This is a genomic window from Chelatococcus reniformis (assembly GCF_014640075.1).
Taxonomy (GTDB): domain Bacteria; phylum Pseudomonadota; class Alphaproteobacteria; order Rhizobiales; family Beijerinckiaceae; genus Camelimonas; species Camelimonas reniformis.
The window spans coordinates 292755-315850 of the sequence record NZ_BMGG01000003.1 but is presented as its reverse complement, the minus strand read 5'-3'; the positions used below and the strand labels follow the sequence as shown (position 1 = coordinate 315850).

The window sequence follows — 23096 nt, the reverse complement described above, 5'->3', positions numbered from 1 at the left end:
CGTGCGACCGCCGGCGCTACGCCTCGGCCCGATACGCGCGCTCCAGCGCTGCGATGTCGATCCTGACCATCTCGAGCATGGCCTCGGTCACCCGCTTGGCGCGGGCGCGATCGGGGTCGGCTGCCATCTCGCCGAGGATGCGCGGTACTACCTGCCAGCAGAGGCCCCAGCGGTCCCTGAGCCAGCCGCACTGCTCGGCCGCGCCGCCGTCGGCGAGCAGCCCGTCCCAGATGCGGTCGATCTCGGTCTGGCTCTCGCAGCGGACCTGGATCGAGAACGAATGGTTGAACGGATCGAGCGGGCCGGCCTGAAGGGCCACGAAGTGCTGGTCGCCGAGGCGGAACTCGATGATCTCGACGCTGCCCGGCGGGCCGCTCGGTGTCTCGGCCGCAAGCGTGCTGCCGCTGATGACGGCGGAGCCGGGAACCAGCGAGACGTAGCGCTCGACCGCTCGGCGCGCGTCCTTCTCGAACCACAGGTGGGAGACGATGGTGGGCATGCAGGGCTCCGTTTCGCGCAAGATGTCGTCCGTGGCCTGAGGACGCGCGGCGGCTGCGGATCCCGACATTGTCGCTTCGCGGCGTTCTCACCGGCGCGGCAGACGCTCCAGGTTCCAAACGGACGCGCCCAATGTGCGGCGACGCAACTGCACTAAAAATGACAAGTGGATCATTAATCATTTTATTGTCGGCATCTCCGACAGCGAGCTACGATCCCCGTCGCCAGCCCGGCTCAGCCGGCTCGCAGGCGAGAACAATGAGCAAAGGGAGAAGAGCGCATGCGAAGAGGCAGGTCGTTGCCGGCGCATCAACCGAGGCCGGCGGAGGCGCAGACGCCGCTGGCAGATGTAACCATCGTCGATTTCACGCACTTCATCGCGGGTCCATTCGCCACGCTGATCCTGGCCGACCTTGGGGCGCGGGTGATCAAGATCGAAAATGCCGACGAGGGTGACGGCTTCCGCAGCTATCCTCCGCATATCGGGAGCGAAGGCGTTCCGTATCTATGGGCGAACCGCAACAAGGAGAGCGTGGGGCTCGACCTCAAGTCGCCGGCCGGGCGCGAGGTGGCGCTCGACCTGATCGAGCGAGCCGACGTCGTGGTCGAGAACTTCGCCACCGGTGCGATGGAGCGGCTCGGGCTGGGCTATGAGCTGCTCGCTTCGCGCAAGCCCGACCTGATCTTCTGCTCCGTCTCCGCCTACGGCCGCAGCGGGCCGTCGGCCGGACGGGTGGGGTTCGATCCGATTGTCCAAGCCGAGAGCGGCTTCATATCGATGAATGGCTTTCCCGAGCAGGAGGGGGTCCGTGCCGGGCCGTCGATCATGGACATGGCCGCCGCGATGATGACGGCCAACGCGATCCAGGCGGCGCTCATCGCCCGCATGCGCACGGGTGAGGGACAGCGCATCGAGACCAAGCTGATTGAAGCGGCGCTCAACATGCTGGGAAATTTCCACATGTCGTATCTTGCGACGGGCGTGAGCCCCACGCGGTTCGGCAACACCCAGAACACCGCCGTGCCGGTCGGGTCGTTCGAGACCAGAGACGGCCCCATCTATCTCGCCTGCGCCAACGACCGCATTTTCCGCCGACTGATGACGGACGTGCTGGGCCGGCCCGATCTTGCCCATCATCCGGACTACGCCACCAGCAAGGCGCGGCGGGACAACCAGAAGCCCTTGCTCGCCCTGATCGGCGAGGCGCTGCGCCGGGACGATCGCGCCAATTGGCTGGCCAGGATGCACGCGGCGGGGGTGGCCGCCGGCGCGATCCGTACGGTGGGCGAGGCGCTGCAATCAGCGGAGGTCGCCGCGCTCGACCTGCTCAGCGAGATCGAGCATCCGGTGCTCGGACCGGTGCCCAACGTCGGGCTGCCCATTCATTTCAGCCGAACGCCGCTGGCCGATCCCGTCGCCGCGCCGATGCTCGGTGTTGACACCGATGCCGTCCTCGGCGCGCTGCTTGGATACGGCCCCGACCGCATCCTCCAGATCGCGCGCGAGGGCGGTCTTGGCCGGGCCAGACAGGACGCGGCGCGAGAGGTGCTTGGGACCATGGAGGGCAACTGACGGGAAGCCGCGACGTCGCTTCCTGCGGCTTCATCGGGGCTGACTCGCGCCATCGACTTCGGAACGTGTCGCCCTCAAGTCGTCGACGGCGGCTCCGCCTCGGACCCCGCCTGGGGTTCGGGCAGTCCCAGGCCGCGCGCGACGAAGCGGACATACGCCGAGACCACCCACTCCGGCACTGCCCGGGGGCCATCCGTGTCCTTGCCGTAGTGCTGGAAGAGATAGGCGCGTGACGCCAGCATGATTTGCGTCAGGACGCCCAATTCCTGCTGGCTGAAACCCTTCACTTCGCCCCGCCGCCAGGCCGTGGTAATTGAATCGAGAAAGCGCCCTGTCCGATCCGCGGTATACTTGCGGTAAGCAGCCGGCGCAGCCGCCTCCGCTTCGGTGAGGATGCGGAAATAGGCCGGGTTCTTCAGCACATAGCCAAAGAACGCCCGTAGGCCGCGCTCCTCCATTGTAATGAAGTCGGGCGGCACGCCGAGCTGCTCGCGGATCTCCGCCAACGCCTCGCCCCCGATCTCGGGCAGCAGTTGATCGAACAAATCCTGACGTGATTCGAAATAGAGATAAAATGTTCCATGAGCTAGTCCAGCCCGTTCGACGATGCGCGCCACCGATGCTTCGGTATAGCCGAGGGCGCCGACCACTTCGGCGGCGGCGTGCAGCAGCTTCAGCCTGTTCTCGGCCGCCTTCTCTTGCCGGGTCTTCTTTTTTTCTCCCTTGCGTATCGGCATATGTCTCGTGTCGCTCTCGGGCATGTCGCGTCTAGAGCGAGATGATGATTCCACTTGAATCATCCTCTCGCTCCAAGTCGTTGGTTTGGGCGTGATCCTGCCGAGAATCCGGCGGCCGCCCTTCGAGATCATGCTCTATTTCATCGTGCTCGGCAGCCATAGCACCAGCTCGGGGAAGATCGTCAGCACGGCAATGGCGATCAGATGCGCGAACACGTGCGGCGTCACGCCCCGGAACACCTCGATGACCGGCTGCTTGGTGACACGGGCGACGACGAAAACGTTCAGGCCCACGGGTGGCGTCACCAGCCCGACCTCGCCCAGCACGATCACCATGATGCCGAACCAGATCGGATCGTAGCCCAGCGATACGACCAGCGGCAGCACCACGGGAATGGTCAGCACCAGTATGGCTGCGAGGTCGAGGAAGCAACCGAGGATCAGGAAGATCGCGTAGATCACCATCAGCACGCCCCAGCGCGGCAGGCCCAGCCCGTTCACCCAACTGATCAGATTTTCCGTCACACTGGTCAGCACGAGGAAGTAGGCGAGCACGTGGGCGGCGACGATCACCATCAGCACCATGCAGGTGGTCCGCGCTGCCGCCGAGGCCGCGGCAAGAACGTTGCGCCGGTCGAGCCGGCGCGCTGCCATAGCGATGACGAAGGCACCCAAGGCGCCGATCGCCGAGGCTTCGGTCGGCGTGGCCACGCCCGAATAGATCACTCCCGTCACGCCCGCGAACAGCAGCATCATCGGCATGGCAACACGCAGCGCCTGCGACCGGTCCTTGCGTGAATAGTGGGTGATGCGCGGCGCCTTCGACGGGTCGAGCCAGACGATGGCCTGCACGGTCAAGATGATGGTGACGGCGACCACGATGCCCGGGATCACGCCACCGACGAAGAGCGCGGCGATGCTGACGTCAGCGATCAGACCATAGAGCACCATGGCCACGCTCGGCGGGATCAGCATGGCGAGCGTGCCGGAGATGGCGACGACGCCGTAGGCGAGCTTCGGCTCGTACCCCTCGCGCAGCATGGCCGGGACGGAGGTGGCCGAGAGCGTCGCCGCCGCCGCCGTGCTCGAGCCGGAGATGGCACCGAAGCCGGCTCCGGCGAGCGCTGTGGCGACGGCCAGCCCGCCCGGGAATCGCCCGACCCATGCCGCCGCCGCCCGGAAGATCCCGTCCGCGACACCGCTGATGACGACAAACTCGGCCATCAAGAGGAACATCGGCACGGTAACGAACTCATAGCTCGCGGCCGCCGAGACGGGCGTCGTCTCCAAGATGCCCATCAACACGTCCGAGCCTGCGACCAGCCGCAAGCCGAGCGAGGCGGCGGCCAGGATCGAAAACGCCACTGGGATGCGCAACAGCAGCAGCAGGCACAGCACGCCCAGAATCAAGAAGACGGCAGAGGTATTCACCGGGCCCGCCCTCCGCCAGCCGCTTCGCCGAGCGCGGCAGGAGGCAGCGCCCCGGCATCGTGGGCGTCCTCGGTGTGGAATACTCGCGCATCGGCGCCCGTCAGGCAGAAGCGCGTCAGCCGCAGGCCGATGCGCACCACCAGAAGTGCCAGGCCGAAGGCCACGATCCCCTTCTCCAGCCAGACCGGCCATTCATACAGGCCGGGATGCACTTCGCCGGCGATCAGGCTCCGGATCGCCGCACCGCCGATCTGCCAACAGGCGAGGGCCAGAACTGCGGCGACCGCCAACCATGCCGCGCCCTGCAGCAGGGACCAGACGCGCTGCGGCAACAGCCGGACCTGAAGGTCGAGCGCGAGATGGCTGCCCGACCGCAGTGTCTCCGAAGCCATGAGGTAGAGAATCGCATTGAGGAAATAGATGGCGACGATGTCGTAGACCCAGGAGATGGGGCTGTTGAATGCATAGCGTCCCACGACGTCGAAGAATATAATAAACATGACAAGTATTAAACATGCTCCGATAAATCCACGCAAAACATAATCAATTGAATCTATCGTGCGCTCGATATGTCTCAACACGGTGCGCCCCCAGGTATCGTTGTGGTGTGCCGCCATTAAGGGACAGGCGAAGCGCGTCCGGGCGGGCCTCGTGAAGCCCGGACGCGGCGGACGTCACAGCAAGCCGTTGTCGCGAGCCAGGCGAAAGGATTGCGTCTGCGCTTCCACATGCGTGGCCATTGCTTCGCGCATGCCGGTGAACAGCCCGGCGGCCAGGGAGCGCTTGCCGACCGCGAACGCCCCCGGAGAGATCTGCGCGAGCTCGGCGCACAGCGTTTCCAGGCGCACTTCGAGCGCCTCGGAGGCACAGACCTCGGTCACCAACCCCATCTGCTGCATGGCCTGGGCGGTGTAGGTGCGTCCGAGCAGCACCATCTCGGCCGCCCGCTGCTTGCCCACCAGCCGCGGCAACAGGTAGCCGCCACCGGCCAGACCCCTGTGGACTTCCGGCAGCGCGAACAAGGCGTTGTCGGCGGCGATAACGAAATCGGAGAACAGAGCGACCGCGGCGCCGCCGCCGCGCGCGTCGGCATGCACGAGCGAAATCACCGGCTTGCGCACCTCGGCCATGGCTGCATACATCTCGAGCACCGCGACCATGTAGCCGCGAAACCCCTCCTCGGTGATGGTGCCGAACTCCTTGAGATCGGCACCGGCGCAGAAGCAGCGGCCGCTCGCCCGGAACAGGATGGCGTGCGGCGGCTCGACCGTATCCAGGCGTCGCAAGCCGTCATGCATCGCGGCCACGGTCGAGCTGGATAGCGGGTTCATTCCCGACTGTGATTGGAGATGGAACTCGCCGATGTCGACGCCGGCGATGCGGCGGACGCTGTAGCTTGCGGTGGTCGGCATCGACTGGCCTATCTGCGAGGAACGGCAGCCGGCCGCGGCAGCGGCCGGCGGAGAGAACGCTGCCGCCGTCAGGGCGTCGGTATTGCGGCGCGGAAAGCTTTCAGCGTCTCGCTGCCGGCGCGGCCCTTCTTGTCCTGCCCATCCGCCCATTCGACGGCGACCGGCGACAACAGCGCATTGAACTTCTCCCGCTGCTGGTCGGGAAGTGTCACCAGCGCGGTGCCGCCTTCCCGCAGCCGCTCGAAGGCCGCCTTGTCATCGGCGTCAATCAATTTGCAGCCGTGGCGGGTGGTTCGCTCGCCCGCCTCGGCCATGACTTTCTGGACGTCTGCCGGCAGCTTGTCCCAGACTCTGGTCGAGATGGCGTAGAAGGTTATGCTGCTGCCGAAGCTCAGGCCCGTGGTGGCGTATTTGGCCTGTTTCTGCAGGTCGTAGGAGAAGATGCTGGCGGCGGGGAAGGCGGTGCCGTCGACGGTGCCGCGCGAAAAGGATTCGTTGAGCTCCGCCGCGCTCATGCGGATCGGCGTGATGCCGAGCTGGCGCAGGCCCGAGTCCATCGCCGGTCCCGTCGAGCGCACCTTCAGTCCCTCGAGGCTGGCCAAGTCCCCGATCTGCTTGGAGGTGAAGAGCTGGTAAGCGGGCAGTCCGACCGCATAGAGCAGCCGCAATCCCTGGCGCTTGAGTTCAGCCTTGTCCAAGAGCCCGCCGGGCCTGGCCAGCGCCTCATAGGCGAAGGAGGCGGCGCAGGCGGTAGGGACGATGCCGGGCAGTTCGCCCACGGTCGACAGCGGCATCTGATCGCCGAGGTAGCCCGGCACATACTCGCCGATGTCGACCACGCCGGACTTGGTCAGCATCAGCATGTCCTTTGACTTGCCGAGCCGCTCGCTCGGGAAGCGCTGGATTGCGACCTTCCCGCCGGTGCCCTTCTGCACCTCGTCGATCCAGTATTCCGTGGTGTAGCGGGCGACGTAGTGCTCCTGTGGCAGCCGGTCGGCCAGCTTCAGCTTGATCGTCTCGGCTATAGCGGTGCCGGCACCCAGTAGCGCGACCACACCGATCGCCAGCCCTGCGCCCATCACGCCGCGACTGATCATCCGCTGCATGTCCTTGTCCTCCCTCTCATGTCCATCGCGTCACGCCCCTCGGCGCCCGGCGGTTCATTCGCCTGCCGGTCCGATGGTTATGCGTTGTTGGCCCTATTGGCCGCGGGCGACTGCCTCGCGGAACCTGGTCAGCACCTCGCTGCCGGGCTTGCCGCGACCATCCAGGGCCGTCGCCCATTCCTGCGTCACCGGCGCGTAGAGCGCACGCAGCGCTTCGCCCTGCTCGGGCGTGAAGCGGACCAGCGTAGCCCCGCCTTGCTCCAGCGTTCTGAAGGCTTCCTCGTTGTCGCGGTCGATCAGCGCGCAGGCCCGCCGCGTCGTCCGCTCGCCGGCCTCCAGCATCGCCGCCTGGACGGCGGCGGGCAGCTTGTCCCAAACCCGGCTCGATATGCCATAGAAGGTGATGCTGCTGCCGAACGTGCCGCCGACGGTGCCATATTTCACCAGCTTCGCCAGGTCGTAGGGGTAGAGGCTGGCGATGGGAAAAGCGGTGCCATCGACGGTCTTGCGGGAGAACGATTCGTGGAGCTCGGGCGCGCCCATGCGGATCGGGACGATGCCGACGCTGCGCAGGCCCGCATCCATGGTGGCGCCGCTCGAGCGGATCTTCAGGCCGCCCAGGCTGGCCACAGACTCGATCTTCCGTGACGTAAAGAGTTCGTACTGCGGCAAGCCCACCACGTAGAGCATGCGCACGCCGGCCGGAACCAGCTCGGCCTTGTCGATGATCCCGCCGGGGCGGGCCAGTTCCTCGTAGGCCAGCGAGGCAGCGCAGGCGTTCGGCACCAGGCCCGGCAATTCGCCGATGGTGGAGAGCGCCATCGGCGCGCCGAGATAGCCCGGGAAGAACTCGCCCATATCGGTGACGCCGGCCTTGACCAGCGTCAGCATGTCCTTTGACTTGCCCAAGCTCTCGCTCGGATAGCGCTGGATCTTGACCGCCCCGCCGGTCGCCTTCTGCACTTCGTCGATCCAGTAGAGCGTGGCGTAGCGGGCGATGTAGTGGTCGACCGGGAAGCGATCGAGCAGCTTCAGCTCGATGGGCTGCTGCGCTGCTGCGCCGCCGGCCGCCGATGTCGCCAGAACGAGGGCTATCGCGGCGATCGCGCGCTTAACCGGACCAATGCGCCGGTCGATGGACAACGTCCAACGGCGCAATGCTCCAATTTTTTGAATCTGAAGCGCTTCCCTTGCGATTGGGTGGTCCCACTCAATCGCCACGCGCTTGTGTCGGCCCAAGCTATTCAGCCGCCTGCATCGCCGGGATGCGGAGTTCATCTGCTGGACCACGAGCGTTTCCCATCGATCCGGCCTTGGTTAGCTGCGGCGGAGGCCGAGCGTCCTTGCCTGTTTCGAGGTCGGCGGATACCGCCGACCACCGCGACTGAACACCCGTTTGGCGGTCATCGCAACAAAAATGACTAAAGGATCATAAATCATTCTTCGCGCGCAGGCGTAGCTGCGGGCCGCCACGGTGTGCAGCCGTGAGGACCTGTCCGACCGCCGCTGCACGGGACGGTGTTCAGCGCGACGGCGACTGCTGCCCGGCCGGTCCGCAGGCGGCGCCGTACCGCGCATCGAAGTCGCGCGCGAGGTCTCCCAGAGTGACCTCGCCGAAGCGCTGGAGGACGAGACCCTCGGCCTCGCGCATGGTCTCGCCGAGCGCGCCGTTCACCGCCTGCTCCACCAGGCACTCGGGATGGTCGACCGCCAGCCCGATGGCGAACAATTGGGGGGCGCCGAGCGCCTGGTAGATGTCGCGCAGAGTGATGGCGTCGAGCGGACGGGCGAGGGCCCAGCCGCCGCCGTGGCCCTTCTCGGAGCGGACGTAGCCGGCGGCCTTGAGGCCGGCCATTGTGCGGCGCACCACGACCGGATGGGTGCTCAGCATCGCGGCCAGCGTCTCCGACGTGACGGCGCCCGCGTGCCGGTCCATGTGGATCAGCACGTGCAGCATGCGCGAAAGCCGGCTGTCGTTTCGCACCGAGTGGGCCCTCCTGGTCGCGCGCATCATAGGGCAACCCAATCACGTAACAAATAGGGTTGCGTGTTGAGTTGATCGTCGGCATTATCTCGTAACTTCATTAGATGCGTGAGAGGAGCCATCCCCTTTGCCTTATGACGCCATCATCATCGGCGGCAGCTTCGCCGGCCTGTCGGCGGCCATGCAACTGGTCCGCGCCCGCCGCCCCGTCCTGCTGATCGATGCCGGCCTGCCCCGCAACCGCTTCGCCAAGGCCGCGCACGGCTTCCTCGGCCAGGACGGGGTGGCGCCGGCGGCCATCGTGGCCGAGGGCCTGAAGCAGCTCCGTGCCTATCCCACCGTCGCCGTGCACCATGGTGTCGCCACGGCGGCCGCGGGCGAGCACGAGCGGTTCACGGTGTCGCTGGGCGACGGCGGCGAGAAGGCGGCGCGCCGCCTGATCCTGGCGACGGGCGTCCGCGATGTGCTGCCGTCGATCCCCGGCCTCGACGAGCGCTGGGGCGAGAGCGTGCTGCATTGTCCCTATTGCCACGGCTACGAAGTCGCCGGGCGGCCGCTCGGCGTTCTCGCCAACCATGCCAGGGCGGACGAGCAGGCGCTGCTGATCGCCGACTGGGGCCCGACCACCCTGTTCACCCAAGGGCGGCTGGAGCTCAGCGAGGCGGCGCGGGGGCGCCTGGCCGAGCGCGGCGTCGCCATCGAGCTTATACCGGTGGTCGCCTTGCTCGGCCCAGCCCCGGCGCTCGATGCGGTGCGCCTCGCCGACGGCCGCACGGTGCCGCTCGGCGCCCTGTTCACCGCTCCCCAGACGCAGATGGCAAGCCCCCTTGCCGAGCAACTCGGCTGTGCCGTGGACGAGGGCCACACAGGTCCGCACCTGCGCGTGGACGAGTGGAAGCAGACCACCGTGCCCGGCGTCTACGCCGCCGGTGATGCGGCCGCCGCCATGCACAATGCCACCATGGCTTCGGCAGCCGGCGTGCTCGCCGGCGTCGGCGCGCACCACTCGCTGCTGGGATAGGCGAGGGCAGTTGCGTTCGGCACTCGGCGCCGCCAAGCCGATCTGGGCCGGCGTACCGCCATCGGCCAACGCAGCGCCAGCGACTGTTCCTCTTCAGCAGACCCTCTGGCCGCCGTGATTGACGGGCGCCGTGGGGTGACGACCGTCTCGTGCCGAAGGCCAGAAGTACGCTGGAGCGGAGCACGACCCGGTTGTGCGTTGCAATGGCCGACCACCGTCAGGATCGGCTCGTCCATCCGGCGGCGTTCACCCTCATCGAGCGTGGCATAGGCACCCATGTAGCCGTGCAGCTCCCGAACATCGTCAAGGTAGGACTGGCCAGCGGGCCCTTCCCAGACGACCTCGATCTCTTCGATATCGAGCGCCGAGGGCCCCGCTTCCTTTAGCTTCGTGCGCAATCGGCCCGGGCCGGCAAGCGTTGTGAACCCCTCAGGCGGCGCCGACGGTGCGTGTTCGGATAGACGGGGACGCGTCCGAGGCAGAAGCGGGCAGTCTCCCCCTCATGCCTGATCCGGCCCGGACTTACGCCTTGGCGGCGTTCTGTGCAGCCTCGAATACATCGCGTGCGGACGTCGTACCCGCTACGTGCTCCGTATCCTCGGCTCCGAGGTCCATCCATCCCGCGTTCACGGCCTCAAACATTTCTTCGGCAGGTCCGGTGTGGCCCTTCGGGATGCCGAACTGCTCGAACGCCTCCGCCCACCCTGCGCGCGGGACGGCGAAGGCTTTCACGTCAAGCTTCAAGACCTCACCCAATTGCTCGGCGACTTCATCCGCGCTGACCATCGAGCCAAGCTCGACGACGCGCCGCCCTGACCAGGCCGGCCCGCTCAAAAGGGTTGCGACCTCCGCGCCGATGTCGTTCGTCGCGACCATGGTTGATCTCCGGCTTGTCGGATTATAGTAGACCGGTAGCGCTCCGCTCTGGGCGACCTGCAAGCCGTAAAGAAAATTTTCGAAGAATCCGCCGGCGCGCACAAATGCGATTGGAGATGTCAGGTCACGAAGACCTTGCTCCAGAAGCGACAAGGCCGTGATCATCCCGAGCCCGCTGGTTCTGTTCGCACCCATCGACGAAAGCGCAACCACGCGCGGCGGCGTTGCTTTGGTGATCGCTTCGACATAGGTTGCGATCAGGCCTTTTGCTTCTCTGTAATCAGGCGAGGGCGCCCAGACAGCCGGCAACATGACAAACGCGCCTTCGACGCCTTTGAGCGCTTGCACGATGGCTGCCGAATCAGTCCAATCGCCGTCTACCAGTTCCACGCCCCGGTTCGCCCAGTTGGCCGCCTTCTCGCGATTGCGGACGAGCGCGCGTACTTTCTTGCCGTGCGCCAGCAGATGTTCTGCCGTTGCACTGCCCACTTTTCCGGTAATTCCCATGACTAAAAACATGCGTTTTCTCCTGATCTTGAAGGACAGAGCAATGCCCCTGTCGGTTCAATGGACGATTGGCAGAAGGGCCCGGATACGGGGATCGCGCGCGTAGAGGCCACCCCATGTCATCGCGCCCAGAAGCAGGGAAATAAGTTCCGGCGGCGATCCCAACTCGCCGATGCGGACATGGGCGCAGATTGCGCCTCCCAGAAAGCCCGTCACCAGGATCGCGCCGAGGACGGAGGTGGCCGGAATGGCGTAAAAGATGGCGCAGACAAGTATGGTCGGGCCCACGGTACGGGTCAGGTCCACCGCGAACCCGGTTTCCCGCAGCATGCCCGCGACCTGTGCCGGCACGAGAAGCTGAATAGTCCCGTCTGCCACCAGAGCGACAACGACAATCGCGCTCAATATCCGGCCGGCCCACAGGCTGCGATGCAAGGTCATAGCTTCAGGCACTTGATGCAGGTTCATAGTTTCGGACACTTGTCGTTCTCCCATGGGCTCGCCCGATTTCGAATCCTACTGTGCCTCCTGGATATGATAAACACCGACAAAGCGAACTCACCGTTCTCTCTGAGGTGAACAATGACGAGGCACGAAAATGCAGAATCTCGAACCTCTCCTCATCTTCATAACGGTAGCGGAAATGGGGAGTTTCACCCACGCGGCTGCTAGCCTGGGCATCCAGAAGGGGAGGGCCTCAACGGCGATCCGCAAGCTGGAAGAAGATGTCGGTGCCAGGCTCCTGCACCGGACGACGCGCAGCGTGCAGTTGACCGAGGACGGACGCGCATTTCATGCCCGTGCCCGCGATTTGCTTGCTGAAGTCGATGACCTGCACTCGATGTTTGCAGGCGATCGCGTGGCACTTCGCGGGCGTTTACGGGTCGATCTTCCGACCGAGGTGGCGCGCACAACGATCGTGCCGGCCTTGCCGGGTTTCATGGCGGCTCACCCCGAGTTGGAGCTGGAGGTGTCGAGTACGGATCGGCAAGTCGATCTGGCTCAAGAGGGGTTCGACTGTGTATTGCGGCTTGGGCCGATAGGGGACGAGACGCTGATTGCCCGTCCACTGGGCCTGTTGCGCATGGTCAACGCTGCCAGTCCTGCCTATCTGGCGCGCTATGGCGTCCCTCGATCGCTAGAAGATCTCCAGCATCAGGAACATCGGACAATTCATTTTTCGACGATGCTGGGCGCAAAACCCTATGGATGGGAATATCCGGACGGCGACAGCTACGCGACGCTTCAGTTGCCAGGTGCGCTACACGTCAACAGCGCGCAGACCTACGAAGCCGCTGCCCTCGCCGGCCTTGGCCTGATTCAGGCGCCACTCTTGGGGATTGGCCGATACCTGGAGAGCGGAGCGCTTGTGGAGATCATACCCGATTTCCGTCGCCGGGCGCTCCCCGTGTCCCTCGTCGTCGCACATCGGAGCAACCTGTCGCGCCGGGTCCGCGCATTCATGAAATGGATCGAAGATGTGCTGACGCCATATCTGGAATAGCAAGACAAACAACTTTGCCCGGTGCTGGAAATCAACACTCTGGAGTTATGCCTGCCGGTCGGCCCGAAACCCGTGGCCCACTACCCACCCCCCGCCAGAATCCCCTCGAACAGCGGCCGCATGTAGAGCTCCACGGCCTCGTCGCCGCTAACGCCCGGGATCCAGCGCTCGAGCTCGCAGGCGGCGTTGATCATGCCGGCCACGAGCTGGGCGGCGATGGCCGGCTCCAGCGGGGCGATCGCGCCGGCCAGCATGCCGTCGACGATGAAGACGCCGAACCGCTCGGTGAGCTGGTCGAGCCGGCGGCGGGCGTCGGCGCGCGGCGCCTCGGGCAGCGCGCTGGCCGCGGTCACCAGCACGAGCGGGCCCTGCGCTGACAGCTGGTAGAGCACCAGTGCCCGCGCTGCCGCCAGCAGCCGGTCGACGTCCGACGTGAGGCCCGCCACGGCGCCGAGCTGGGTCTGGCGGATCACCTCGAAGGTGCGCTCGAAGCAGGCGGTGACCAGTTCGTCCTTGCTTTCATAGTGATGGTAGAAGGAGCCCTTGGTGAGGTTGATGCGCGCCGCGATGCGCTCCACCGAGGCGCCGCGGAAGCCCTGCTCGTTCACCAGCTGCGTGGCCGCCCGCAGGAACGCCTCGGATACGGCGCGTTCGCCCGTGGCCCGGCGCAGCGCGGGCAACTGCGCGGGCAAAGGACGCGTTGCGCCGCAGCCGCCGCGCAGCAGGCCGCCGACGATGATGTCGCCCATGCGCTCGGCGGCATAGGCGTAGTCGTCCGGCTCGAAGCGCCTGATCCACCAGCGCATCCAATGCACCAGCGAAAGCAGCAGATGCGCCCGCGCGTTGCGTGACGGCCGGTCGGTTCCCTCCTTCGGCAGCACGCGGCGCACGCTGCGGAACATCTCGGTGTAGGCGGTGAACACCTCGTCGGCGAGGGGCGGCCGCAGGCTGCGCAGGTCGTTGAAGCTGACGAGGTCGTCGTGGCGGCCGGCCGCGATGTCGGCGAGCAGAGCGGCATGGCCGCGGATCAGGGCACGCACGCGCGCCTGCGGATCCGGCGCAGTGAGCGCGGTCCGGGCGAGCGTCTCGACCGCCTCGATCGAGCGCATAAGGCAGGCGGCGATGAGCTCGTCCTTGCGCTGGTAGTAATAGGTGACGCTGTTCGTCGTGAGGTCGACGCTGGCGGCGATATCGGCCAGGGTCGCACCCTTCAGGCCGTGCCGGTTGAAGTGCCGGGCCGCCGCGTCGAGGATCGAGGCGCGCTTGGCGATGAACTTGTCCGTATGCGCGGGCTTGCGCTCGTCGAGCCTGGCGTCGTCCACGTCCTTCGGCAGCATTACCCGTTCGCTTCATCGAGATGGCAGGCTACGGCCTGGCCGTCGCCGAGGTCGCGCAGCGCTGGTAGCTCAGTTCGGCAGCGCGCGAAAGCGTGCGGGCAGCGCGTGTGGAACGCGCAGCCCGGCGGGGGTTTGGTGGCGCTCGGCACCTCGCCGGACACGATCGCTCGGCTGCGGCTGGCTTCGACGACCGGATCGGCCACGGGAACGGCTGCCAGCAGCGCCTGGGTGTAGGGATGCTGCGGTGAGCGGTAGAGGGTATCGCGCTTGGCGATCTCCACGATACGGCCCAGGTACATCACGGCGATCCGATCGCTCACGTGGCGGACCACGGCGAGATCGTGGGCGATGAACACATAGGCGAGGCCCAGGCGCTGCTGGAGGTCGACGAACACGTTGACCACCTGCGCCTGGATCGACACGTCGAGCGCCGACACCGGCTCGTCGCAGATGATCAGGCTCGGCTCCAGCGCGAGCGCACGGGCAATGCCGATGCGCTGGCGCTGCCCGCCCGAGAATTCGTGAGGATAGCGGTCGGCCATCGCGGGCAGCAGTCCGACCGTGCGCATCAGGCTGGCGATCTTGTCCTCGTAGGCGCGGCGATCGCTGGCGAGCCCATGCACGACGAGCGGCTCGCCGATCAGGTCACGCACCTTCATGCGCGGATTGAGTGAGCCGTAGGGGTCCTGGTAGACCATCTGCATGCGCCGGCGCAGCGGGCGCATCTGCGCCTTGTCGTAGGCGGTGATGTCCTGCCCCTCGAAGGCGATGCGGCCGCCGGTCGGCGTCAGCATGCGCATGATCGCGAGGCCCGTGGTCGACTTGCCGCAACCGCTCTCGCCGACGAGACCAAGCGTCTCGCCGCGGTTGACGGTCAGCGACACACCGTCGACGGCGCGGATGCTGCCGACCTGCTTGCGCAGCAACATGCCGCCTTCGATGGGGAAGTGTACCTTCAGGTCGTCCACACGCAACAGCGGCTCGGCCATCGATCAGTTCTCCAGCGTGCAGGCGACCTGGTGCCGCGTGCCAACCGCGCGCAGCGGCGGCCGGCTGAGCCGGCACGTCTCCGTGGCCTCCTGGCAGCGCGGCGCGAAGGCACAACCCGGCGGCAGGGCCGAGAGGTCCGGCGGCTGCCCCTCGATCGGAACCAGCCGCTTGGCGGTGTCCCCGTCGAGCCGCGGCACCGAGGCCATCAGCCCGCGCGTGTAAGGGTGCCGCGGCCGCGCATAGAGCTCGCGAGCCGGCGCCGTCTCGACCACCCGGCCCGCGTACATCACCACCACGCGGTCGGCGTAGCGGGCGACGACGCCGAGGTCATGGGTGATCAGGATCAGCGCCGAGTTGGCCCGCTTCGCCAGGTCCTGCAGCAGATCGAGGATCTGGGCCTGGACGGTGACATCGAGGGCCGTCGTCGGCTCGTCGGCGATGATCAGCTGCGGATCGCAGGCGAGGGCCATGGCGATCATCGCGCGCTGGCGCATGCCGCCCGAAAATTGGTGCGGATAGGCGCCGACGCGCGCGTCCGGATCCGACATGCGGACCCGCCCCAGAAGGTCGCGCGCCTGCCGCAGCACCTTTGCCCACGGGGCGCCACGGTGCTGGTGGATCGGCTCGCCGACCTGCATGCCGACCGTGAGCGCCGGATTGAGCGAGCTCATCGGCTCCTGGAAGATCATGGCGATGCGGTTGCCGCGCACGGCGCGAATCTCGGCCTCCGAAAGCCCGAGCAGGTCCTGGCCGTCGAACAGGATCTGGCCACTCTCGATCGAGCCGGGCGGGTCCGGGATGAGGCGCAGGATCGACAGCGCCGTGACGCTCTTGCCCGATCCGGATTCGCCGACGATGGCCAGGGTCTCGCCGGCGCGGACGTCGAACGAGACATGATCGACCGCCGTGACGGCGCCGCGATCGGTGCGGAAGCGGGTGACGAGGTCGCGCACGCTGAGCAGCGGCGCGCCCCCTCGAGCCTCGTCCGTGCCGGACAGCTCAGGTTTGACCGGCGCGTTCAAAAGCCCATCGCCTTCTTCATGTCCTGGTCGATCCAGATGCGCGCGTGGATCGGGCCGGCACGTTCGGCGCCGGCGCGCAGCTCGCCGCCGTAGTTCTTCACCCACGGCCACCAGGCGGTGTAGCCGTAGCCGGTCGGCAGGTAGATATAGGTCGCTTGCTCCAGCGCGTTGCGCGTCAGCTCCTTTATCGTTTCCTGGCGCTTGTTCTCGTCGCGCTCGGCGTAAACCCCATCCATCTTCTTATCGAGGGCCGGGTCGGAGTAAACCGATGGGTTATAGGGCTGCCCCGTAACGAAGTTCTTGCGGATCGTCGCCGTCGGATTGGTATGGCCGTTGCGCAGGAAGAAGCCGGGCGCATGGGTCTTGGTCGTCAGGGCCGAGATGAAGGCGCCGACCTCCGTCGGCTTGATGTTGATCTTGACGCCCACCTGCTCCAGGTAGGCGGCGACCAGTGGCAGCAGCTCCAGCTGGTTCGGCGAGCACGAGCAGACCTGCACATCGAAGGTGAAGCCGTTGGGATAGCCAGCCTCGGCGAGCAGTTTCTTGGCCTTCGCGGGGTCATAGACGAACAGCTCCTTCACCGACTCGGGCATCTTATCGAGCGGCTCGAAGTAGCCCACGTAATCGGGATGCTGCGGATAGGCGAACAGCTCCGCGTGACCCCCATAGAAGGCGGACATGATCTCCTGCTTGTTCACGGCCATGTTGAGGGCGCGGCGCACGCGGATGTCGTCGAACGGCTTCTTGTCGACGCGCATGGCGAGGAAGGTGCCGCCGGAATCGAGCCAGCGCGACCACTGTAGCTTCGGTGCGCTCTTCTTCAACTCGTCCACCGCGGACCAGCGCACGCTCTCCAGGATGTCGAGCTTGCCGGTGCGCAGCGCCGCCAGATAAGCGGCCTCGTCCTTGATGGTGCGGTAAATGATCTTGTCGGTGAAGGGGAGCTTGTAGGCTTGCCCGTCGATCGTCTCCTTGTCCCAGTAGATGTCGTTCTTGGAGAAGGTTACGGCGTTGCCCTGCACGTAGTCGGTGAGCCGGAACGGCCCCGTGCCGTTGACGTTGCGCCAGTTGCCGGCGCCCGCCTCGAACACCTCCTTGGGTACGATCCCGGAGTAGTAGCCCCAACCAAAGCGATAGTCCCACTCCGAATTATAGTTATTGAAGTTGAAAACGACCGTGTGCTTGTCGGTGGCTTCCACATTTTTGATATAGTCAAAGAAGGCGGCGACACGTTTGGGGCTTTTGTTAAGCCGGTTGAAGCTCTCCACGACATCGTCCGCGACCAGCTCGCGCGAGGCCATGACGCCGGGCTTGTCGGGGAACATCACGCCCTGGCGCAGCTTGATCTCCATCCGGAGCGGATCCGTCCATTTCCAGCTCTCGGCCAGCTCGCCGCGAATGGCATCGGCTGGCAGCCACGCATCGGCGACGAAGGGATAGGGGCCGCCGTTGCGCTTGGATTTGCTGAGGTCGGCGACGAAGAGCTGCTCGTAGACGAGCGCCGTGTCCTGCGAGAACTTCCATGGCCAGTCGACCGGATCCCACGACAGCGGCGAGAGGGTGAGGTAGATCGGGCCAATGTTGAGCGTGCCACCGTATTGCGGGGGCTTCTCGGCCTGCGCGCCGGCCACCGACGGCAGCAGGCAGGCGAGCGCCGCTGCGGCGGCAATGCTGCGCAACGGCCTGCCGATTCCTCGTCCAATGCTCATCGTTCCCTCCCCATATTATTGTGTCTTACCCCCGTCATGGCCGGGCTTGATGCGGGCATGACGCCGGCAGCGCCTCGCTTTCGGTCGGCTCGACCGGCGCGCTCAATAACCCATCGTCTTCTTCATCTCCTGATCGATCCAGATACGCGCATGGATCGGGCCGGGGCGCTCGGCGCCGGCGCGCAGCTCGCCGCCGTAGTTCTTCACCCACGGCCACCAGGCGGTGTAGCCGTAGCCGGTTGGCAGGTAGATGTAGGTCGCCTGCTCCAATGCGGTGCGCGTCAGCTCCTTCAACATCGCCTGGCGCTTGCTTTCGTCCCGCTCGAGCAAGACGTCGGCCATCTTCTTGTCGAAGGCCGGGTCGCTGTACTGGGACGGATTCCAAGGCTGGCCGGTGGTGAAGCTCTTGCGGATCGTCGTCGTCGGATTGGTATGGCCGTTGCGCATGAAGTAGCCGGCCGCATGGGTCTTGGTCGTCATCGCCGAGAGGAAGGCGCCATATTCCATCGGCTGGATCACCACCTTGACGCCGACCTGCTCCAGGTAGGCAGCCACCAGCGGCAACAGCTCCATATGGGCGGCGGAGCACGAGCAGACCTGCACGTTGAAGGTGAAGCCGTTGGGATAGCCGGCCTCGGCCAGCAGCTTCTTGGCCTTTTCGGGGTTGTAGACGAACAGCTCCTTCACCTGCTCCGGCATCGTGTCGAGCGGCTCGAAATAGCCGATGTAGTCGGGATGCTGCGGATAGGCGAACAGCTCGGCATGACCTGAGAAATAGGACGAAACGATCTCCTGCTTGTTCACGGCCATGTTGAGGGCGCGGCGCACGCGGATGTCGTCGAACGGCTTCTTGTCGACGCGCATGGCGAGGAAGGTGCCGCCCGTATCGAGCCAGCGCGACCATTGCAGCTTCGGCGCGCTCTTCTTCAGTTCGTCCACGGCGCTCCAGCGCACGCCCTCCAGGATGTCGAGCTTGCCGGTGCGCAGCGCTGCCAGGAAGGCGGCCTCGTCCTTGATGGTACGGTAGGTGATCTTGTCGACGAACGGCAGCTTGAAGGCTTGTCCGTCGATCGTTTCCTTGTCCCAGTAGATGTCGTTCTTGGAGAAGGTTACGGCGTTGCCCTGCACGTAGTCGGTCAGGCGGAACGGCCCCGTGCCATTGACATTGCGCCAATTGCCGGCGCCGGCCTCGAACACCTCTTTCGGGACAATGGCGGAATAGTAGCCCCAGCCGAAGCGATAGTCCCATTCGGCGTTATAGCTGTTGAAGGTGAAGACGACGGTACGCTTGTCGGTCGCTTCCGCCTTCTGGACATGGTCGAAGTAGCCCGCGACCTTCTTCGGGCTGTTGCTGAGCCTGTTGAAGCTCTCCACGACATCGTCGGCGACCAGCTCGCGCGAGGCCATCACGCCGGGCTTGTCGGGGAACATCACGCCCGGCCGCAGCTTGATCTCCACCCGGAGAGGATTGTCCTTCCATTGCCAGCTCTCGGCCAGCTCGCCGCGAATGGCGTCGGACGGCAGCCACGCATCGGCGATGAAGGGGTAGGGGCCGCCGTTGCGCTTCGATTTGCTGAGATCGGCGGCGAACAGATGCTCGTAGACGAGCCCGGTGTCCTGCGAATGCTTCCATGGCCAGTCCGCCGGATCCCAGGACAGGGGCGACAGGGTGAGGTAGACCAGCCCGATGTTCAGGGCTCCGCCATATTGCGGTGGCTTCTCCGTCTGCGCGGCGGCGACCGGCGGCAGGCAGGCGAGGGCGCCTGCCAAAGCAAAGCCGCGCAACCGCGTGGCGATCCCGTGCCCAGTCCTCATCGCTTCCTCCCGCTTTGTCGTGTTCTCAACGCGCGCTCGGATTGCGGCGGTGCAGCGCTCGGGCCCTGGCCAGGCGCGGCCGGCAGCTGTCCTCCACGCCGCCCCCCGCGCCCGTCGCGCCGGCGCGAAACCTGTCCCCGCCGTGGGCGCATCCCGTCCATCAGCGTGTGCCGCGCATGCGTGGGTCGAGCAGGTCCCTGAGCGCGTCGCCGAAGACGTTGGTGGCGAAGATGACGCTCGTCAGGCACAGGCCCGGGGCGAGGGCGAGCCAAGGCCCTTGAAACATGTAGGTGCGGCCGCTGCCGGAGAGCAGGCCACCCCAGGTCGGCGCCGGGGGCGGCACGCCGAGGCCGAGGAACGACAGGCCCGACTCCGCCAGGATCACCGTGCCGACGCGCGTGGTGAAGAGCACGATGATCGGCGGCATGATGTTCGGCAGGATGTGCCGCCAGAGAATGCGGCCGGTCGAAGCGCCGATCGACTGGGCCGCGTGGACATACATGTGCTCGCGTACGGAGATCACGGCGCCGCGGATGATGCGGGAGCCGGAGATGCCCAGGATGAGGCTCAGGATAACGATGATCTGCGGCATCCCCGGGCCGACCACCGACACCACCGTGATCAGGATGATGAGCTCGGGAAACGACATGTAGGCATCGACGAAGCGCTGGGTGATCATGTCGAAGCGGCCGCCGAGATAGCCGGTGAGCGTGCCGATCAGGACCGAGATGACGGTCGCCAGAGCCGCTGCCGAGAGCCCGATGATCACCGACAGCTGGGCGCCGTAGAGGCACCGGGACAGGAGGTCGCGGCCGAGGTTGTCGGTACCGAAGGGGTACGCCCAAGACGGCGGCTTCAGCCGCTGGATCGGACTGATCTGGTTGTAGCCGTAGGGCGCCAGCACGTCGGCGAAGATGCCGCACAGGAGGAAGAGCACGAAGACCACGCCGGCCGCGGCGCCGAACGGTTTCTCGCGCACGAGCCGCCGCAGGAATTGCGCGACCGGATGGCGGGGTGGGGCGGAAGCGGTGACCGCAATGTCGGAGACGGCGCTCATCTGTGCCTCACGCGCGGGTCGAGCATGCCGTAGCTCAAGTCGACGGCCAGGTTGATCAGCATCACAGCGAGGCCCACCACGAGGAACACGCCGGTGACGATCGGATAGTCGCGCTGGTTCACGGCTTCGAGCAGCAGCAGCCCCATGCCGGGGATGACGAAGATCTGCTCGATGATCACGGCGCCCCCGATCAGCAGCGGCGCCTGCAGGCCGACCAGCGTCACGACGGGGATGAGTGCATTACGCAGGGCGTGGCGCATGACCACGAGGCGGCCGGGCAGGCCCTTGGCCCAGGCGGTGCGGATGTAGTCCTGGCGAAGCACCTCGAGCATCATCGTGCGGGTCATGCGCATCGTCACCGCCGACAAGGCGGCGCCGAGGACCAGGGCGGGAACGATCATCTGCTTGAGGTTCTGGATCGGGTCGTCCGTGAAGCGGACGTAGTTCACCTCCGGCGACCATCCCCACCAGATCGAGGGGAACACCGTCACCATGGTGCCCAGCCAGAAGCTCGGCACCGACAGCAGCAGGATCGAGAACGACCGTGCCGCGATATCGCCGGCCGTGTCCTGGCGGACCGCAGAGTAGATGCCGATCGGCATGGCGATCACGAGACCGACGATGAGCGCCAGCAGCCCCAGCTCGAAGGTCACGGGCAGACGGTGCATGAGCTCGTCCAGGACCGGCGTCGACTGCCACAGCGATCGCCCGAAATCGCCCTGGAGGATGCCGCCGAGCCAACGCAGGTACTGCTCGGGCATCGGCCGGTCTAGCCCGAGCGCCTGGACCAGTTGCTCCCGGCTCGGCTTGTCGGCGGACAGGTCGTTCTGGGTGAGCATCATGTCGATCACGTCGCCCGGGATCAGGCGAACCGTGACGAAGACGATGATGCTGACGAACAGCAGTGTCGGGATGAGTGCCAGCAAGCGGCGGACGACGTAGGCCCGCATGGCGCCGGCCCCTAGAGCGCTTCCCGATCGGCGCGCATCGCCCGATCGGGAAGCGTTCCGGCTTCAAGAACGCGGCGTGTCTCTCGCCATTCGGATGATACCGTCTGAGCCGCTAGAGATACGTTGACCGCAGGGCGGCGCGACAACGCGACGCCACCGCGGGCGCAAGCCCGGTGCCTCAATGCATTTCCTCCTGTCAGCGTCGACGGCGCCCTGACGGCCGCCCGAGCTGCCGTACCCCGTTTTCGAGGATCTACGGCAGGATCGACGCTTCGGCGGAAGCTTACCATCAGATGTGCCGCTTGCAAGCGGCTCGTCAGACGATCAAGGCTGCATCGTGGCCATACCGGAATTACGAAAAACCGCGTAGCCGGGGCGCAGGACCACGCCCGCGCGCGTTCCGCGCCCCCTGCGGGTGCCTATCGGGGCTTATGGCCGAGGCCGTTGCGCGCCGGCCCAGGGTGCTTTCGCCCTTGGATGATCACCCACACACACCAACCCACGGAGGCTGCGGCGCTTCCTTCGCGCTCGGGTGATTCCACCCAAGCGCGAAGCGTTCTAGCCGTCGCCCGGAGCCTCTGTCTCCGGAAAGGACGCGCCCGGCAGGTAGAGCTGGATGGGACGGATCTCGTAGACCGCGGTGGGGTTGGCACGGCGCAGTTCGCGCGCGGCCTCGACGGCCGCCTCGCGCGTCGGGCGATCAACCACGTAGAGGCCCAGGAGTTGCTCCTTGGTCTCGGCAAAGGGGCCGTCGATCACCACGCCGGAGCCGACCCCCCGCAGCGTGCAGGCCTTGCCGGTTGGGCCGAGCCGGGCGGCGGGCCCGAGCACCTGGTCCGCGTTCATTCGGTCATGGACCGCGAGCAGGCCGGTCATCACCGCCGCGTCCTCCTCTGCGGTCCAGGAGGCGACCACCTCCTCCACGTGATAGGCCAGGATGGCGTAGAGCATCGATGTCACCTCTTTTCGTGCGGGACGGGGGCATGTCCCTGAAGACGACCGAAGGGGCCGGCTGCCGACGGCACGCGCCCCCGTGCCGGGCCGCACGGTGCGCGGCGTCGATCGGTTCCACAGTAAGGCTGCAAGGGGCCACGTGCCCAGCCGAGCCGTCGCCATGGGCACCACACGCATTCAAATCCTGTCGCTGGTTGCCGGAGGCCTTCAGACCGCCTTCTGGATCTACACCTTCGTGGTGATCGGCCGAACCGCCAACCCGATGGGCGACGGGATGGAGCTTGTCGCGCTGGTGCCGATGACGATGATCTGGGCTTGCCTCACCCTGCCGGCCACGGTGTTGTCGATCTGGCGACGGTCGGTGCCGCTGGCGCTGCTGCTGCACCTTGTCGCCATCGCTGCCTTCGGTTGGATCTGGAGCGAGATCTCAGCCGAACTGGCGCGGCCCCGCACCGCTGGGCCGCGGACGCTGGTGATGGATCGGCCAGGGCCTGTTGCGGAGGGGCGACGCCACGTCGGCCGCATGTTTCGCGCGCGAGGAGCTGACGCCGGCGCCGGGGTAGCGCGGGAGCCCTCCGGCGGCGATGATATCTCCTGCGCCTGATGCGCCGGG

Annotated in this window: 22 protein-coding genes; 4 read left to right on the top strand and 18 right to left on the bottom strand. The window is 66.2% G+C overall.

The window, feature by feature from the left end; genetic code table 11:
* Positions 1-16: 16 nt before the first annotated feature.
* Entirely contained in the window at positions 17-499 is a 483-nt protein-coding gene (locus IEW34_RS09590) for a VOC family protein (protein ID WP_188608943.1), read from the bottom strand.
* A 279-nt stretch (positions 500-778) separates the two neighbouring features.
* On the opposite strand from IEW34_RS09590, the gene IEW34_RS09585 reads away from it, so the two are divergent.
* Positions 779-2071: a CaiB/BaiF CoA transferase family protein gene (locus IEW34_RS09585; RefSeq protein WP_188608942.1), complete on the top strand. Its 1293-nt coding sequence runs from the start codon at positions 779-781 to the stop codon at positions 2069-2071.
* 74 nt (positions 2072-2145) lie between these two features.
* Here the strand turns inward: IEW34_RS09585 and IEW34_RS09580 are convergent, their stop codons facing one another.
* From IEW34_RS09580 to IEW34_RS09555, 7 genes are all read right to left on the bottom strand, one after another.
* Positions 2146-2940 carry a TetR/AcrR family transcriptional regulator gene (locus IEW34_RS09580; protein ID WP_188608941.1) on the bottom strand — a complete coding sequence of 265 codons (795 nt, stop codon included), beginning with the start codon at positions 2938-2940 and terminating at the stop codon, positions 2146-2148.
* Positions 2941-2943: 3 nt separating this feature from the next.
* Entirely contained in the window at positions 2944-4239 is a 1296-nt protein-coding gene (locus IEW34_RS09575; RefSeq protein WP_244641896.1) for a TRAP transporter large permease, read from the bottom strand.
* Positions 4236-4817, bottom strand: a complete 582-nt coding sequence (locus tag IEW34_RS30510) for a TRAP transporter small permease (RefSeq protein WP_244641895.1) — start codon at positions 4815-4817, stop codon at positions 4236-4238. The genes IEW34_RS09575 and IEW34_RS30510 overlap by 4 nt, the downstream gene beginning before the upstream one ends.
* A gap of 96 nt (positions 4818-4913) precedes the next feature.
* Entirely contained in the window at positions 4914-5651 is a 738-nt protein-coding gene (locus tag IEW34_RS09570) for an enoyl-CoA hydratase/isomerase family protein (protein WP_188608939.1), read from the bottom strand.
* 68 nt (positions 5652-5719) lie between these two features.
* On the bottom strand, positions 5720-6757 hold the full coding sequence (locus tag IEW34_RS09565) for a TRAP transporter substrate-binding protein (RefSeq protein ID WP_188608938.1): 1038 nt from the start codon (positions 6755-6757) through the stop codon (positions 5720-5722).
* Between the two features lie 93 nt (positions 6758-6850).
* Entirely contained in the window at positions 6851-8047 is a 1197-nt protein-coding gene (locus IEW34_RS09560) for a TRAP transporter substrate-binding protein (RefSeq protein WP_188608937.1), read from the bottom strand.
* Positions 8048-8279: 232 nt separating this feature from the next.
* A complete protein-coding gene (locus IEW34_RS09555; RefSeq protein WP_188608936.1) occupies positions 8280-8741 on the bottom strand; it encodes an Rrf2 family transcriptional regulator in 462 nt (153 codons plus the stop codon).
* 127 nt (positions 8742-8868) lie between these two features.
* Here IEW34_RS09555 and IEW34_RS09550 point away from each other — a divergent pair, with 127 nt between their 5' ends.
* Positions 8869-9762 (top strand): NAD(P)/FAD-dependent oxidoreductase, encoded by an 894-nt coding sequence (locus tag IEW34_RS09550; protein ID WP_188608935.1) that lies wholly within the window; start codon positions 8869-8871, stop codon positions 9760-9762.
* Between the two features lie 522 nt (positions 9763-10284).
* Here the strand turns inward: IEW34_RS09550 and IEW34_RS09545 are convergent.
* Both IEW34_RS09545 and IEW34_RS09540 read right to left on the bottom strand, forming a co-directional pair.
* Complete coding sequence (locus tag IEW34_RS09545) at positions 10285-11157, bottom strand: NmrA family NAD(P)-binding protein (RefSeq protein ID WP_188608934.1); 873 nt, start codon at positions 11155-11157, stop codon at positions 10285-10287.
* 45 nt (positions 11158-11202) lie between these two features.
* Positions 11203-11625 carry a DoxX family protein gene (locus tag IEW34_RS09540; protein ID WP_188608933.1) on the bottom strand — a complete coding sequence of 141 codons (423 nt, stop codon included), beginning with the start codon at positions 11623-11625 and terminating at the stop codon, positions 11203-11205.
* A 118-nt stretch (positions 11626-11743) separates the two neighbouring features.
* Between IEW34_RS09540 and IEW34_RS09535 the strand changes: the two genes are divergently transcribed.
* On the top strand, positions 11744-12649 hold the full coding sequence (locus IEW34_RS09535; protein WP_188608932.1) for a LysR family transcriptional regulator: 906 nt from the start codon (positions 11744-11746) through the stop codon (positions 12647-12649).
* 80 nt (positions 12650-12729) lie between these two features.
* Here IEW34_RS09535 and IEW34_RS09530 read toward each other — a convergent pair whose 3' ends face one another.
* The 8 genes from IEW34_RS09530 to IEW34_RS09495 all read right to left on the bottom strand — a co-directional run bounded on the left by IEW34_RS09530 (position 12730) and on the right by IEW34_RS09495 (position 22480).
* Positions 12730-13986, bottom strand: coding sequence for a TetR/AcrR family transcriptional regulator (locus tag IEW34_RS09530; RefSeq protein WP_188608931.1), 1257 nt, complete (start codon positions 13984-13986; stop codon positions 12730-12732).
* Positions 13986-14975: an ABC transporter ATP-binding protein gene (locus IEW34_RS09525; RefSeq protein WP_188608930.1), complete on the bottom strand. Its 990-nt coding sequence runs from the start codon at positions 14973-14975 to the stop codon at positions 13986-13988. The genes IEW34_RS09530 and IEW34_RS09525 overlap by 1 nt, the downstream gene beginning before the upstream one ends.
* A gap of 3 nt (positions 14976-14978) precedes the next feature.
* Positions 14979-15998 (bottom strand): ABC transporter ATP-binding protein, encoded by a 1020-nt coding sequence (locus IEW34_RS09520; RefSeq protein WP_244641894.1) that lies wholly within the window; start codon positions 15996-15998, stop codon positions 14979-14981.
* Positions 15995-17707 (bottom strand): ABC transporter substrate-binding protein, encoded by a 1713-nt coding sequence (locus IEW34_RS09515; RefSeq protein ID WP_188608929.1) that lies wholly within the window; start codon positions 17705-17707, stop codon positions 15995-15997. Before IEW34_RS09515 ends, IEW34_RS09520 begins: the two co-directional genes overlap by 4 nt.
* A 102-nt stretch (positions 17708-17809) precedes the next feature.
* Positions 17810-19522 (bottom strand): ABC transporter substrate-binding protein, encoded by a 1713-nt coding sequence (locus IEW34_RS09510; RefSeq protein ID WP_188608928.1) that lies wholly within the window; start codon positions 19520-19522, stop codon positions 17810-17812.
* 160 nt (positions 19523-19682) lie between these two features.
* Positions 19683-20579, bottom strand: coding sequence for an ABC transporter permease (locus IEW34_RS09505; protein WP_188608927.1), 897 nt, complete (start codon positions 20577-20579; stop codon positions 19683-19685).
* Entirely contained in the window at positions 20576-21529 is a 954-nt protein-coding gene (locus IEW34_RS09500) for an ABC transporter permease (RefSeq protein WP_188608926.1), read from the bottom strand. Before IEW34_RS09500 ends, IEW34_RS09505 begins: the two co-directional genes overlap by 4 nt.
* Positions 21530-22087: 558 nt before the next feature.
* On the bottom strand, positions 22088-22480 hold the full coding sequence (locus tag IEW34_RS09495; RefSeq protein ID WP_188608925.1) for a YciI family protein: 393 nt from the start codon (positions 22478-22480) through the stop codon (positions 22088-22090).
* Between the two features lie 142 nt (positions 22481-22622).
* Here IEW34_RS09495 and IEW34_RS09490 point away from each other — a divergent pair, with 142 nt between their 5' ends.
* A complete protein-coding gene (locus IEW34_RS09490; RefSeq protein WP_188608924.1) occupies positions 22623-23087 on the top strand; it encodes a hypothetical protein in 465 nt (154 codons plus the stop codon).
* Positions 23088-23096 lie beyond the last annotated feature (9 nt).